Raw genomic sequence first — 13,848 nt, forward strand, 5'->3', positions numbered from 1 at the left:
CTTTCACCGTTTCGGTTTATCGAGCGAAGTTGGAATGAACGGCGGTCCGGACGCTGCTTGCCATGAGGGTCAGCAGCAAGACCGGCCACCACCCGGACGGTTGCAGTGCGCCTGAGCAGCGGCAGCGCGCATGAAGGCCGATCCCGGACATGGTAACGAGGCGTAACCGCATGGCGACGAACAAGTCCATTGAGTCGATCGACGAAAAGGCCTTCCAGGCCCTCGAAGAAGCATTGAAGATCGACTTCGACGATCTGGCGCCGGAAACGCCCGCAAAGCAGGACGCCTCGGAGGCCCGCGTGTCGGAACCAGCAAGCCGCATTCCCAACAAGGCACAGGAAAAGACGGCGGCCCAGCCGGCCGGCGCAGAGACCCCGCGCAACCTTTCCCCCGAGCCCGGCCCGAAAGCCCCGGTCTTCACGCCGGCCAACGACGGCTCACGCAAGACGCCGGCCGCGATCCTGAAGTCGCTCGACATGCGCTCCTCGCGCGGCCCGCTGCGCATGGCGGTGCTTGCCTCCATCCTCTGGGTCATCGGCGGCCTCGGCGTCGCAAATCTTCTTTATGCGCCGCAGATCTGGCAGATCCGCTCGGTCGCCGACCTCGTCGCCCTGCCCGGCGCCATCGGCATGATCGTCGCCATCGTCATGCCGATCATGCTGTTCTTCGCCTTCGCCATCATGATCGCGCGCGCCCATGAGCTGCGCAGCGCCGCCCGCTCGATGGCCGAGGTCGCCCTTCGCCTGTCAGAGCCGGAAACGGTCGCCACCGACCGCATCATGTCCGTCGGCCAGGCCGTCCGCCGCGAAGTCTCGGCGATGAACGAAGGCATCGAGCGCACCATCGCCCGCGCGACCGAGCTCGAAACCCTCGTGCATTCCGAAGTCAACGCGCTCGAGCGCAGCTATTCCGACAATGAAATGCGCGTGCGCACGCTCGTGCAGGAACTCGGCTCCGAGCGCGAGGCGATCGTCAGCCATGCCGAGCGCATCCGCTCCTCGATCTCCGGCGCGCATGAGCAGCTGAAAGACGAGCTCGCCAGCGCCGGCGAAAGCATCACGGCGCGCATCGCGACGTCGGGCGAGGCCTTCGCCTCGATGCTCGACACCCGCGCCGCCATGCTGATGGAAAAGTCCGACAGTGCGACGCAGACCATCGGCGCCATGCTCTCGGCCCGCACCGACAGCCTGCTCTCCACGCTCAGCTCTTCCGGCCTTGCGCTCGCCAACGAGTTCGACAGCCGCCTCGACCAGCTGACGGCAAGCCTCGATTCCCGCGGCCGCGACCTGCTGCAGCAGTTCGAGACCCGCGCCTCCTCACTCGACACCAACACCGAGAAGCTGAACGCCGCCCTCAACGAGCGCGCCAAGCAGCTCAACGAGACGCTGATCGCCCGCACCCGCGAGATCAGCGAAAGCCTCTCCATCGGCCAGCAGGCCGTGACGGGTGGCCTCGACCATGTCCTCCAGTCGATGAACGCAGCGCTGGATGAAAAGGGCGCGCAGTTCCGCCAGAGCCTCAAGAACGCCGCCGACGACACGGTCATGGACCTCGACCTGCGCACCGGCTTCTTCGACGAGCGCATGCAGGCGACGGTCGGCCAGATCGCCAGCGCCTTCGACCAGCGCGTCGAGGAATTCGCGAACGCCTTCGACCAGCGCGCCGGCTCGCTCGACTCCAAGCTGATGGAGAGCCTTGCCCGCATCAACGAGACGGTCGCCAGCGGCCACGATTCCATCGACGGCATCCTCACCTCCAGCATCGAGCGCCTCGGCAACACGCTCACCGACCAGTCCTTCGCGCTGGCGACCACCCTCGCCACCAGCCAGGAAGTCATCGAGCATGCCGTTTCCGGCCATGCCGAATCCATCGGCAACGCCGTCGGCGGCGCGCATGAGCGCATGAGCGCGATCCTCTCCGAAAAGTCCGCGACGCTGCTCGGCGGCCTCGCCGACGTGCAGAACCGCATCGAAACCGGCTTCGGCGCCCGCGCCGACGCGCTGGCCGAAAGCATTTCGGGCAGCGAGCGCCGCCTGACGGACGCGCTGGATTCGCGCGGCACCACCATCGCCAGCGACATCCACGCCGCCCAGACCCGCATGGAAGAGGCGCTCAGCGCCCGCGCCAATGCGCTGGTCGAAAGCATCTCGGGCAGCGAGCGCCGGCTGACGGACGCCCTCGACACCCGCGGCGCGACCATTGCCGGCGGCATCGAGGCCGCACAGGCCCGCATGGAAGACGCGCTCGGCGCCCGCGCCGACGAGATCACCTCGACCATCGCGGCAAGCCACAACCGCATCGACAACGCGCTCACCGAGCGCACGGCCGCCCTCTCCTCCATGCTGAACGAGACCGGCAGCCAGCTCGAGCAATCGGTGGGTTCGGCCGCAAGCCGCGTCGAGACCGCGCTGACGGGCGCCGCTCGCCAGATCGACGAGGTCATCACCGGCCGCACGGCCAACCTCGCCTCGGTCCTTTCCAACAGCGCCGGCTCCATGCAGTCCGCCATCGACGCGGCCGCCGACCGCGTGGAAACCGTCCTGACGGAAGGCAGCCAGCAGCTCGGCGGCGTCCTGCATGGCCAAGCGGCCGAGTTCGCCGATGCCTTCTCCGGCCGCGCCGCAGAAATCGCCGAAGCCCTGTCGGGCCGCGCCTCCGAGCTCGCCGGCTCGCTCGTCTCCACCCACGAGCAGATCCGCACGACCCTCGACGACCGCATCAATGCGATCAACGTCGCGATCACCGAAGGCCGCAACCAGCTCACCGAGACGCTGAACGACCAGGCGACCTCCATCGGCACGTCCATCGCCACCAGCGCCGGCATGTTGGAAATGTCGCTGGAACAGCACGAGGAAACGCTGCGTCGCACCATCGACGGCAGCGCCGCCCTTCTCGACCAGCGCGTGCGCGAAAGCGCGGGCGCCGTCGCCGAGCGCCTCGGCGAGACCTCCTCGAAGATCGCCGAAGCAGCCCATGCCTTCGGTACGCGCATGGAGCAGACCGTCGACAGCGTCGCAAGCCGCTTCGACACGACGGGCAGCCGGCTGGAGGAAAACCTCGGCAAGCTCGAAGCCCGCATCGAACACAGCGTCGAGAATGTCTCCGGCATCGTCGACACGGCCGCCGCCCGGATTTCGGACACGCTGTCCGAGCGCCTCGCCGATCTCGACCGCGTGGGCGGCGACGTCTCGCTGCGCGTTTCCGACGCCCTTTCCCGCCCGATCGCCGAAGTCGACCGCATCGGCGACGAGACGACCGCGCGCATCGCCGCCGCGCTTGCCGGCCGCGTGGGCGACATCGAACGCATCAGCGTCGACGCCGCCGACCGGATCGAAGGCGCGCTTTCGGGCCGCCTCACCGATATCGAGCGCGTCAGCGCGGATGCAGCCAACCGCATCGAGGGCGCTCTCTCGAACCGCCTCGGCGACATCGAGCGCGTGACCGGCGAAGCCGCCGACCGCATCGACGGAACGCTCGCCGAGCGCGCCACCCAGATCGAGCGCATCACCGGCGAAGCCGCGGCCCGCATCGACGGCACGCTCTCCACCCGCACGGGCGACATCGAGCGCATCTCGACCGAAGCCGCCGAGCGCATCGCCACCACCATCGACGAGAAGACCGGCCGCATCGAGGAACGCCTCGGCACGATGGACCGGGCGCTCACCATCGGTCTCGACAGCGTCAACCGCACCATCGACGGCAAGGCCGCCGGCCTTGCCCAGACGCTGCGCGACGCCGTCTCCCAGGCCGCGCAGGACATGGATGCCGAAGCCATCCGCTCGGCGCAGTCGCTCGCCAAGACCGGCGAGGAATTCGCAAGCCTCAGCAGCACCCTGCGCGGCGCGGTCTCCCGCGCGGCACAGGAAATGGGCGTAGAGGCGCAGCGCGCCGCGGAGAACATCGCCAAGACCGGCGAGGAATTCGCGGAGAACCTTTCGGCCCGCAACGAAGCCTTCACCCGCGCCGTCGAGGAAACCACCTCCTCCGCCGTCGCCCGCTTCGCCGACACGGAAAGCCGCCTCGCAAGCCAGGCCCAGTCCCTGCATACCGGCCTCGGCGATGTCGAGAAGGCGCTGGAAACGCGCGGCGCCTCCATCCGCACGGCGCTCGACGACCGCACCCGCGAACTCAACTCCATGCTGGCAAGCCGCACGGAGGAGCTGTCGCGCCTCATCAACGAGGAAGCCCGTCCGGTCATCGACGACTATGCCGCCGCCGGCCGCGAGGCCGCCGAGCGCATCACCGGCGTCGCCCGCGAGAGCGCCGAGCGCCTGCGCAACGAGAATGCCGCGCTCATCAACGCGATCTCCGCCCGCACCGCCGACACGCTGGCCGCCATTTCGGCCCGCACGGAGGAAGCCGCCGGCACGATGCGCGCCATCGAGAGCGGCCTGCAGTCGAATGTCGAGAGCCTGATCGCCCGCCTTTCGGAAAGCAACGGCGCCATCGCCGGCATGGTCGACGAGGCGAGCCAGACGCTCGGCGCCATCGACGGTCGCCTCACCTCCACGGCAGAGCGCTTCACCGCCTCCGCTGAGCGAGCATCCGACATGGTCTCCACCACGTCGCGTCTGCTCGAAGGCAAGGTCGACCGCCTCTCCGACATTTCCGCCGGCACGCTCTCGCAGATCGGCGGCATCGTCGGCCGCTTCGAGGACCATTCGAAGATCCTGTCGCAGGCCTCCGATCTCCTCGCCGCCGCTCAGTCGAACCTGGTCTCGACGCTGGAGGAGCGGCAGGATGCCCTTCGCTCGCTCTCCGTTGGCCTCGTCCAGCGCTCGGAAGAGATCGAGAAGACCATGCAGTCGCTCGAAGGCATGGTGGAAGGCGTCTTCAGCCGCGCCGAGGAGCGTTCGAACCTGATCGCCGGCAACCTGCGCGGCGGTATCCAGTCCTCCTTCAACGAGGTCGGCCGTATTCTCGGCGAGACCGAGAAGCGCGCGGAGGCCGCCGCCAACACGCTGCGGGATTCGCTGGTCAAGGCCGGCGAGGAAGCCGGCCAGTCGGTGGAAGGCGCCTTCACCCGCGCCGAGGAGCGCACGAAGGAAGTGGCGAACCGCCTGCGCGGCAGCGTCGGCGCCTCGCTCTCCGACGTCGACCGCCTGCTCGCCGAATCCGGCCAGAAGTCGGAGGCCGCGACGACCGTCATGCGCGAAACGCTGCGTCAGGCCGTCGAGGAAGCCGTCGGCAAGTTCTCCGGCGCCACGGAGGAAATCCGCCGCGCCGCCGCCGATATCCGCAAGGAACTCGACCAGACCCGCGGCGAACTGAAGCGCGGTGCCTTCGACCTGCCGGAAGAGGCCAAGGAAAACGCCGCCCAGATGCGCCGCGCCGTCAGCGAGCAGATCAAGGCCCTGCAGGATCTTTCCGACATCATCGGCAAGTCCTCCACGGCGCTGGAAGTCTCCCGCCCGGCCGCGCAAGCGACCGTCGCCCAGCCGGTACAGCAGCAGCCCCGCGTCGAGCCGCGCCGTGAAGAGCAGCCGGCCCAGCAGCTGCGCGGCAGCCTCGGCATCGAGCGCGCAGCAACCGCCGCCGGCATCCCGCAGCGCGCGCAGCCCCTGCCCGCCGAAGCCGACGCCAAGGCGGCCGGCGAAGGCGGCTGGATGCGCGACCTCCTGCGCGGCGCCGTCTCGCGCGAGGAAGCGCAGTTCGCCCAGCCGCGCGGCGAAGGCCAGGCTGCCCGCCCGGCGGACACCCGCAACCCGCGCCATGTCGTCGAATCGCTGAACTCGCTGTCGGTCGACATCGCCCGCGCCATCGACCACGACGCCTCGGTCGAACTGTGGCGGCGCTACCAGCGCGGCGAGCGCGACGTCTTCACCCGTCGCCTCTACACGCTGAAGGGCCAGCAGACCTTCGACGAGATCAAGCGCAAATACGAGCGCGAGCCGGAATTCCGCACCGCGGTCGACCGCTACATCTCGGACTTCGAGAAGCTGCTCGCCGACGTCGCCCGCAACGACCGCGACAAGGTCATGACGCAGACCTATCTCACCTCGGATACCGGCAAGGTCTACACCATGCTGGCCCACGCCGCCGGCCGCTTCAACTGAGCGGATCGGAACCGGAACAGAGAACGGCCGCCCCTCGGGGCGGCCGTTCTGCTTTCGGGAAAAGTCGAGAAACCTGCGCCTGCCACTCCATTTTTCACCGCCCGAAACCTTAAAATCGGATGCTCGCCCCTCTATATGCCTTCCGACACAGATGGAACGCAGGGGAAGAGAAGCGAAAATGATGTCGATACAAGGATTTGGCCGCGCGCTCGCAATGGTCGCCGTGGCGCTGATGGTGGTGATGACCGTGGTGGACGTCGCCGAGGCCCGCCGCGCCGGCGGCGGTTTCGGCAGCCGCGGCACGCGCACCTTCTCGACACCCTCGACGACGCGCACCGCGCCGACCGACGCCATGCCGATCGACCGGACCATGACGCGCCAGCCGTCCGCGCAGCAGCCCTCCGCAGGCCGCAACACGACGGCCAACCCGCGCCCCGGCCTCTTCGGCGGCTTCGGCGGCTCGCTTCTCGGCGGCCTGATGCTGGGCGGCCTCGTCGGCATGTTCCTCGGCCACGGACTCGGCGGCGGCGTCGGCTTCCTCGGCCTCATCCTGCAGGTTCTGCTGATCGCCGGCGTCTTCATGGTCCTGCGCCGCATGTTCGCGCAGACGAACGCGCCCGCCTATTCCGGCAATGCGCGAGGCCAGTACAGCAATGGCGGCTCCGATTTCGAGATCCCGCGCATCGGCGGCGGTGGCCGGCAGGCGCCGCAGCCGAAGGCCGGTGACGAGATCGGCGTCCAGCAGGCGGACCTCGACCAGTTCGAGGGCCTGCTGAAGGAATTGCAGGCAGCCTATGCAGCCGAGGATTTCCGCACGCTTCGCCAGATCACAACGCCGGAAGCGATGTCCTATCTCGCGGAGGAAATCGGCGACAATGCCACGAAGGGCCTTCGCAACGAGGTCCGCGACATCCATCTCGTCCAGGGCGACGTGGCGGAGGCTTGGCGGGAAGGCGCGGATGACTACGCGACCGTCGCGATGCGCTATGAAAGCATCGACGTGATGCGCGACCGTTCGAGCGGGCGCGTCGTCTCCGGCGATCCGGACAATCTCACCGAAGCGGTGGAAGTGTGGACATTCCTGCGCCGCAATGGCGGCGAGTGGAAAGTCTCGGCCATCCAGGGCGTCGAAGCCGCGTGATGCAGGGGCGCCCGCCCCTCATCCCGCTGCCGCGATCTTCTCCCCGCAAGCGGGGAGAAGGCGAGGATGCCCGCCTTTCCTGAAACGTTCAGGTCCTTGGGAAGGGAAACCCTATCATCCCTCCCTTCGCCCCGCTTGTGGGGAGAAGGTGGCCGGCAGGCCGGATGAGGGGCATTTCGTTTTCCGGATCAGATGGACTTCAGCGTCCAGCCGACGATATCGGCGGTCACCGTCGCAAAGGCCGCATCGAGCCCCTTCACGAAAGCCGTGCTATCCGTCCCGCGCACCGGAGCCGTCGCGCGAAAAACCTTCTGCGTGCGCACCGTGCCGTTGCGGTCGTTGAGCAGCTTGGCGGAAATCTCCACGACGGCCGTCGCCGCACCCGAGGTCTGCACCTCGAAGGTGCGGATATCCGTGACGACCTGGTAGTCGATGGCCAGCCCCTGCCCCGGCATGCCGACGCCGCCGACGCGGCCGGTATTCTCGAAGGCCTGCACGAGCTTCGCCTGCACCATCTTGCTCAGGCTGTCGCTCCACTGCGACTTGGCGAGATACTGGATTTCGGAGGACGACGGGCGGATGACGATCTGGTCGCTGTCGATTGCCTTGAGGGCGGAAGGCTGCGGCACGAGAATCTGCCGGTTCTTCGCCGAAGGGCCTTCCGCAGAGGCCGTGGCCGAGAGGCTGAACGTGTCGTTCTTCGCAGGCGCCCCGCCGCAGGCGGCGAGCGTTGCCGCCAGAACGGCGATGAGAGCGGCGCGCGCCGCAGTCCCGTTCCGCAACAACTCCATACCCGATACCGTCATTTCATCCTCAAACCCTGGGAATCAATGTGTAGCAGCGGCATGGCACGCTGTCACGGTTGCGCGGGCGGACAAATTCGCGTCCGCCTGCTGCGGCCTCCCCGATGTGGGGATCGGGCCACACTTCGGATCGTTACCGCCGGGTGCGCCCGTCATATTGTTTGACGGTGTCGCCGCCGAAGAGCAGGCGCTGCGGATTGCGCTCGAAGCCGGAAATGGCGCTGTCGAGATTCTGGACCGTCCGGCGCGTGTCGAGCACGAGAGCCTCGACGTCGCGCAGGCCCGAGCCGGAGAAGCGCTGCAGGCCATCGGCGATGGGGCCGATGCGGCCGTTCAGCGTATCGGCGGCCTGCTTGATCGATTGCAGCGTCGCCTTGGCCTCGGCGAAGAGCGATTCGGAATCCCCCTCGCCCAGGAAGCCGTCGAGCTTGGCCAGCACGCCGTCGACGCGCGTGGACGCGGCGTTCAGCTTGTTCGACATCTGCTTCACGTCGGTGATGATCTGGTCGATGTCTTCCTTGCGCTCGCCGATGCGGTTAGCGACGCCCGTGACGGAAGCGATCGCCTTGCGGACATCGTCCGTCGCGACCGAGATGTTGTCGATCGCGCCGCTGACCTTTTGCGCGTCGACGGCAGCCATCAGCGTATCGACCTTGTCGAGCGTCTCGCTGGCGCGCTTGCCGAAGGCGTCGAAGGTCTCGGCCGTCTTGCGGAAGCCCTCGACAGTCGCCTTCACGTCGCCCGAGGCGTCCGCGATGTCCCTGCTGACCTTGTCGACATTGCCGACGAAGTCCTCGACCTTCTTCGGATCGACCGCCTTGATGAGCGAATCGACGGAGGCGAGCGTGGAATCCAGCCGGCCGGAAAGGTTCCTGAACGTATCCGACAGCCCGCCGACGCTTTTCAGGAACTCGTCGATGTTCTCGCCGTTGCGCGCGAGCGAATCGGAGAACTTCTCCGCGTTGCGGATCGTGTTGGTGAGCGGACCGCGCGCATCGGCGACAAAGCCCTGAATATCGGAGATCGCCGTGTCCGCGCGCTTCAGGATCTTGTCGGCGGTCGAAAGGATATTCGTCACGCTCGATTGCTCGGCCTGGAGCACGGCGGTTGTCTCGTTGTCGAAGGCCTCGCGCAGGATGTTGGGATCGCCCGCATTGCCGCCGCCGAGCTCGATATAGGCCGCGCCCGTCAGGCCCTGCACTTCCAGCACCGCGCTGGTCGACTTCTTCACCGGCGCGCTCGTCAGCACCTCCGTCATGGCGACGGAAAAGCGCGGGTCCTTGGAATCGATGGCGAGGCTGCGCACCGAGCCGACGGGAATGCCGTTGAAACGCACCGGCGAGCCGACGGAAAGGCCATTGGCCGAGCCCGGAATGCGGATCGCCAGCTGCGCCATGTCACCGCCGCGCCCGTATTGCGACATCCAGTAGACGAAGACGAAGGCGGCCGCCATGACCAGCACGGTGAAGAAACCGACGAGGGCGTAGTTGGCTTTCGTTTCCATGCGTCCATCCTGCCGCAATTCTATTCGCCGGGGCCGAAAGGTCCCGTTATTCCTGCTTCCGCACGATCGACCGTGCCCGCTTGCCCCGGAAATAGGACTGCACCCACGGATCGTCGAAGGCCAGCATGTCCTCGATCGTGCCTTCGACCAGAACCTTCTTCTGCCCGAGCACGGCGATGCGGTCGCATACCGAAAACAGGCTGTCGAGGTCGTGAGTCACCATATACACGGTGAGGCCAAGAGTGTCGCGCAGTTTGGCGATCAACTCGTCGAATTCCGCCGCGCCGATGGGGTCGAGGCCCGAGGTCGGCTCGTCGAGGAAGACCAGTGCCGGATCGAGCGCAAGCGCGCGGGCCAGCGCCGCGCGCTTGATCATGCCGCCGGAAAGCTCGGAAGGGAACTTGTCCGCTGCCTCGGGCGCAAGGCCGACCAGCTCGATCTTGAGGCGCGCCAGCTCGTCCATCATCGCCTGCGGCAGGTCGAGATATTCGCGCATCGGCACCTGGATATTCTCCTTCACCGTCAGCGAAGAGAATAGCGCGCCCTGCTGGAAGAGGACGCCGAGCTTCATGTCGAGCGCCAGCCTCTGGGCTTCCGATGCCTTGTCGAAGTCCGTGCCGAAGATGCGGATATTGCCCGAACGGCGCGGCAGGAGGCGCAGCACGGTGCGCATCAGCACCGACTTGCCGGTGCCCGACGCGCCGACGAAGCCGAGGATTTCTCCGCGATAGATGTCGAGGTTGAGCCTGTCGAGGACGATGTTGCTGCCGAAACCAACGGTCAGGTCCTTGACCGAGAGCACCACGTCGTCCTGTTTTGCCGGATCCATGGGCATCCCTAGAAATTGATAGCGGCGTAGAACATGGCGAACAACCCGTCGACCAGGATGACGACGAAGATCGCCTTCACTACCGAGGCGGTGACGTGCCGGCCGAGCGATTCGGCGCTGCCGCCGACCTTCAGGCCCTCCACGGAGGCGACGATGCCGATGATGAGGGCCATGAACGGCGCCTTGATCATGCCCGAGACGATGGTCGAAAGGTCGATCGCCTCGCGCAGGCGCGACTGGAACGTGTCGAAGGTGATGCCGGAATAAGCCCAGGCGACGACCGCCGCGCCCGCAAGGGCCGCGAAGTTCGCGATGATCGTCAGGAGCGGCAGCGCGACGGTCAGCGCCACCAGCCTCGGGAAGACGAGCACGCCGATAGGGCTGAGGCCCATAACCTTCAGCGCGTCGATCTCCTCGCGCATCTTCATCGAGCCGATTTCGGCCGTGATGGCACTGCCGGAGCGGCCGGCGATCATGATCGCCGTCAAGAGCACGCCGATCTCGCGGAGCTGGAGGATACCGACGAGGTCGACCACGAAGACTTCCGCGCCGAAATAGCGGAGCTGGAAAGCACCCTGCTGCGCGATGATCGCCCCGATGAGGAAGGACATCAGGAGGATGATCGGCACGGCGCGCACGCCCATATGGTCGATCTGGTTCACGATGGCGGCCGGCGATACGCCGCTCCTGCGGCCGAGCTTGAGCTGCGCGCCGCGCACCGCCGAGCCGAGGATGAACATCGCCGCGACGGCATCGTCCCAGAGATTGTACATGATCTTGCCGACCGGCGTGAACAGGCGCTCGAACAGGGTACCGGGCGGGCGCTTGTCCTCGCCGGGCTCGGCGAGCGTTTCCGGCAGGGCGGATATCAGGTCGGCATAGCGCGTGCCCTTATGGTCGCTGACGCTGACCTCACCCCCCTTGGCCTGCCGCGCGGTGATGGCGCGGCGCAGCAGCCAGGCGCCGGCCGTATCCATCTCCTCCACCGCGCTGAGGTCGATTTCGAGCGTCCCGCCCGCGCCGCTCGCGACCTTCTCGAGCCGCTTGCCGGCGGCGACGGCGGTCGTGTTGATCCAGGGGCCGGAGAGACGCCAGATCTCCCCGCCATTGTCCGGCAGGCGCTCGGTCGAGATTTCGGCTGTGGGGCTGGCGGCGGCGGTCAAGTCTCTTGCATCTTCCCGTGCTTGGGACAACATGCGCCTGTCTTACCGGCTCGCCGGCCATCTGTCACCGAACGAACCGCCGAAAGCCTCACTCCGCCCTGAAATTTTCTGCCCTGTCAGGATTGCCCATGCGCCGCACACTCCTCGCCCAAACCGAAAGCTTCCCCATTGCCGGGGCCTTCACCATTTCGCGCGGCGCGAAGACGACGGCCGAGGTGGTGACCTGCGCGATAGGCGCCTCGGGCCTTTCCGGCCGCGGCGAATGCGTGCCCTATGCCCGCTACGGCGAATCGGTCGCCGGCGTGCTCGACGCCATCGAGGCGATGCGCGGCGCTATCGAGGACGGCATGGGCCGGGAGGACCTCGCCCGCGCCATGCCCGCAGGCGCGGCGCGCAACGCCCTCGACTGCGCGCTCTGGGACCTCGAAGCCAAACTCTCCGGCGTGCCGACCTGGCAGGTCATCGATACCGCCGCTCCGCAAAAGCTCGTCACGGCCTATACGCTCTCGCTCGGCGAGCCGGAGGCGATGCAGCGCCAGGCGGCCGAACATGCCTGGCGGCCGCTGCTGAAGGTCAAGGTCGGCACGCCGGACGATGCCGCCCGCATCCGCGCGGTGCGCACCGGCGCGCCGGAAAGCGCCATCATCCTCGACGCCAACGAGGGCTGGACGCCGGAAAACCTCGCCCATCATTTCGCGCTCTGCGCCGAGGCGCGCATCGCCCTCGTCGAGCAGCCGCTTCCCGCTGGAGGCGATTCGGCGCTTCGCGACCATGCGCGCCCCATCCCGGTCTGCGCCGATGAGAGCGTGCACCGCACGCAGGACGTGGCGGCGCTCGCCGACCGCTACGACGCGGTCAACATCAAGCTCGACAAGACCGGCGGGCTGACGGAGGCGCTAGCCCTCAGACAGGCCGCGCGCGACCATGGATTGAAGATCATGGTGGGCTGCATGGTCGGCACGTCGCTCGGCATGGCCCCGGCGGTGCTTTTGGCACAGGGCGCCGATTTCGTCGATCTAGACGGCCCGCTGCTGCTGGCCCGCGACCGGGAACCCGGCCTTCACTACGAGGGCTCGAACGTCTATCCGCCGGAAGCCACGCTCTGGGGCTGATCGCCCAGGCGCGGCGCGGCGAATCGCCCTGCGACGACGCAGACGAGTCCCGCCGCCGCGATGACGGACATCAGATAGAACCCGTCGACGCCATACCAGTTGAAGGCATAGCCGGAGATGAAGGTGGCCGCCGCCATGAAGATGCCGGTGTAGAAGAAATAAAGCCCCTGCGCCGCCGCCTCCTGCTCCTCCGCCACGCGCTCGACCATGCGGCTCTGCACGCTGACATGCAGGAGCGCGAAGGTGAAGGCATGCAGGCATTGCAGCACGAAATAGCCGGCGAACGGCATCTCGAGCGGAAAGACCAGCCAGCGCCCGACCGCGGCCGAACAACCGAAGATCATCATGGACCAGAGATTGAAACGCCGCCGCAGCCGGACGGCGCAGGCGAAGAGGATCACCTCGGCAAGGACGCCGACGCTCCAGAGAAGGCCGATATCCGTGCCGCTGAAGCCCTTCTTGCGCCAGTAGATCACCGAGAAGGCATAGAGCATGGCATGGCTCGCATTGACCAGTGAAACGCCGATCAGCATGAGCTGCACGTCGCGCTGCCGGAGCGTGCGCGCCGCCGGCATGGTGGCGATCGCCGCGATGGGGGACGGACGGCGCGGCCGGCCGATCTTCGGCACGATCACCGCCCCCACCACCGTCAGCGCGAAGGCCGCGGCCATCGCCGGCAGCACCATCGCCCCCCCGTAGAGCCCGGCAAGCCAGCCGCCGATCATCGTCGCTACGATGAAGGCGAGCGAGCCCCACAGCCGCATCCGGCTGTAGTCGAAATTCCAGCGCCGCACGCCCGAAAGCGCGATGGCGTCGGTGATCGGTACATAGGGCGAATAGACCGCGCATTGCAGCGTATAGAGCAGGAGTACCGGCCAGAAGCCGTGCACGCCGAAGAACAGGAGCGCCGTCGCCAGCGACAACACGCCCGACCACATGAGCACGACCGAGCGCTCGCCGATCCGGTCCGCAATGACACCCGCCGCGGGCGCGGTGAAGACGCGCACGAACATCGGCAGGGCGAGCACGATGCCGATCTGGAAATCGTTCATCGACAGGGTTTCGAGCCAGACCGGGAAGAACGGCAGCGCAATGCCGTTGACCATCATCGGCGCGCAAAAGACGAGGGCGATGCGCGCGGCAAAATACGGCGGCGCGCCGGCGGTCACGGTAAACCCGGAAGGGGCAGTCATTGGCGGGGAACCTGCGTTGGAACGCCCTCCGCTCTATCACGCCGATA

8 protein-coding genes are annotated in these 13,848 nt (G+C 67.3%); 3 read left to right on the forward strand and 5 right to left on the reverse strand.

Annotated elements, in window-relative coordinates; genetic code table 11:
* Positions 1 to 170: 170 nt before the first annotated feature.
* A complete protein-coding gene (locus ACZ48C_RS08390) occupies positions 171 to 6,056 on the forward strand; it encodes an apolipoprotein A-IV repeat region-like domain-containing protein (RefSeq protein WP_464782722.1) in 5,886 nt (1,961 codons plus the stop codon).
* Between the two features lie 181 nt (positions 6,057 to 6,237).
* On the forward strand, positions 6,238 to 7,197 hold the full coding sequence (locus ACZ48C_RS08395; RefSeq protein WP_464782794.1) for a Tim44 domain-containing protein: 960 nt from the start codon (positions 6,238 to 6,240) through the stop codon (positions 7,195 to 7,197).
* Between the two features lie 188 nt (positions 7,198 to 7,385).
* Here the strand turns inward: ACZ48C_RS08395 and ACZ48C_RS08400 are convergent, their stop codons facing one another.
* The 4 genes from ACZ48C_RS08400 to ACZ48C_RS08415 all read right to left on the reverse strand — a co-directional run bounded on the left by ACZ48C_RS08400 (position 7,386) and on the right by ACZ48C_RS08415 (position 11,529).
* Positions 7,386 to 8,003, reverse strand: a complete 618-nt coding sequence (locus tag ACZ48C_RS08400) for an ABC-type transport auxiliary lipoprotein family protein (protein ID WP_413251123.1) — start codon at positions 8,001 to 8,003, stop codon at positions 7,386 to 7,388.
* A gap of 130 nt (positions 8,004 to 8,133) precedes the next feature.
* Positions 8,134 to 9,504 (reverse strand): MlaD family protein, encoded by a 1,371-nt coding sequence (locus ACZ48C_RS08405; RefSeq protein WP_464782723.1) that lies wholly within the window; start codon positions 9,502 to 9,504, stop codon positions 8,134 to 8,136.
* A 46-nt stretch (positions 9,505 to 9,550) separates the two neighbouring features.
* Positions 9,551 to 10,333, reverse strand: coding sequence for an ABC transporter ATP-binding protein (locus ACZ48C_RS08410; RefSeq protein WP_245424796.1), 783 nt, complete (start codon positions 10,331 to 10,333; stop codon positions 9,551 to 9,553).
* 8 nt (positions 10,334 to 10,341) lie between these two features.
* Positions 10,342 to 11,529, reverse strand: a complete 1,188-nt coding sequence (locus tag ACZ48C_RS08415) for an MlaE family lipid ABC transporter permease subunit (protein ID WP_464782724.1) — start codon at positions 11,527 to 11,529, stop codon at positions 10,342 to 10,344.
* A 95-nt stretch (positions 11,530 to 11,624) separates the two neighbouring features.
* Between ACZ48C_RS08415 and dgcA the strand changes: the two genes are divergently transcribed.
* Positions 11,625 to 12,608 (forward strand): N-acetyl-D-Glu racemase DgcA, encoded by a 984-nt coding sequence (dgcA, locus tag ACZ48C_RS08420; protein WP_464782725.1) that lies wholly within the window; start codon positions 11,625 to 11,627, stop codon positions 12,606 to 12,608.
* On the opposite strand, the gene ACZ48C_RS08425 is transcribed toward dgcA, so the two are convergent.
* Positions 12,578 to 13,801, reverse strand: coding sequence for an MFS transporter (locus ACZ48C_RS08425; RefSeq protein ID WP_119256211.1), 1,224 nt, complete (start codon positions 13,799 to 13,801; stop codon positions 12,578 to 12,580). The genes dgcA and ACZ48C_RS08425 overlap by 31 nt on opposite strands.
* Positions 13,802 to 13,848 lie beyond the last annotated feature (47 nt).

This window comes from Shinella sp. 1A1 (assembly GCF_055379515.1).

Bases quoted from the DNA above. Each gene is read 5' to 3' on its own strand.
- ACZ48C_RS08425 (WP_119256211.1), bottom strand. From the start codon at position 13,801: ATGACTGCCCCTTCCGGGTTTACCGTGACCGCCGGCGCGCCGCCGTAT.
- ACZ48C_RS08410 (WP_245424796.1), bottom strand. From the start codon at position 10,333: ATGGATCCGGCAAAACAGGACGACGTGGTGCTCTCGGTCAAGGACCTG.
- ACZ48C_RS08415 (WP_464782724.1), bottom strand. From the start codon at position 11,529: ATGTTGTCCCAAGCACGGGAAGATGCAAGAGACTTGACCGCCGCCGCC.
- ACZ48C_RS08390 (WP_464782722.1), top strand. From the start codon at position 171: ATGGCGACGAACAAGTCCATTGAGTCGATCGACGAAAAGGCCTTCCAG.
- ACZ48C_RS08405 (WP_464782723.1), bottom strand. From the start codon at position 9,504: ATGGAAACGAAAGCCAACTACGCCCTCGTCGGTTTCTTCACCGTGCTG.
- ACZ48C_RS08400 (WP_413251123.1), bottom strand. From the start codon at position 8,003: ATGACGGTATCGGGTATGGAGTTGTTGCGGAACGGGACTGCGGCGCGC.
- dgcA (WP_464782725.1), top strand. From the start codon at position 11,625: ATGCGCCGCACACTCCTCGCCCAAACCGAAAGCTTCCCCATTGCCGGG.
- ACZ48C_RS08395 (WP_464782794.1), top strand. From the start codon at position 6,238: ATGTCGATACAAGGATTTGGCCGCGCGCTCGCAATGGTCGCCGTGGCG.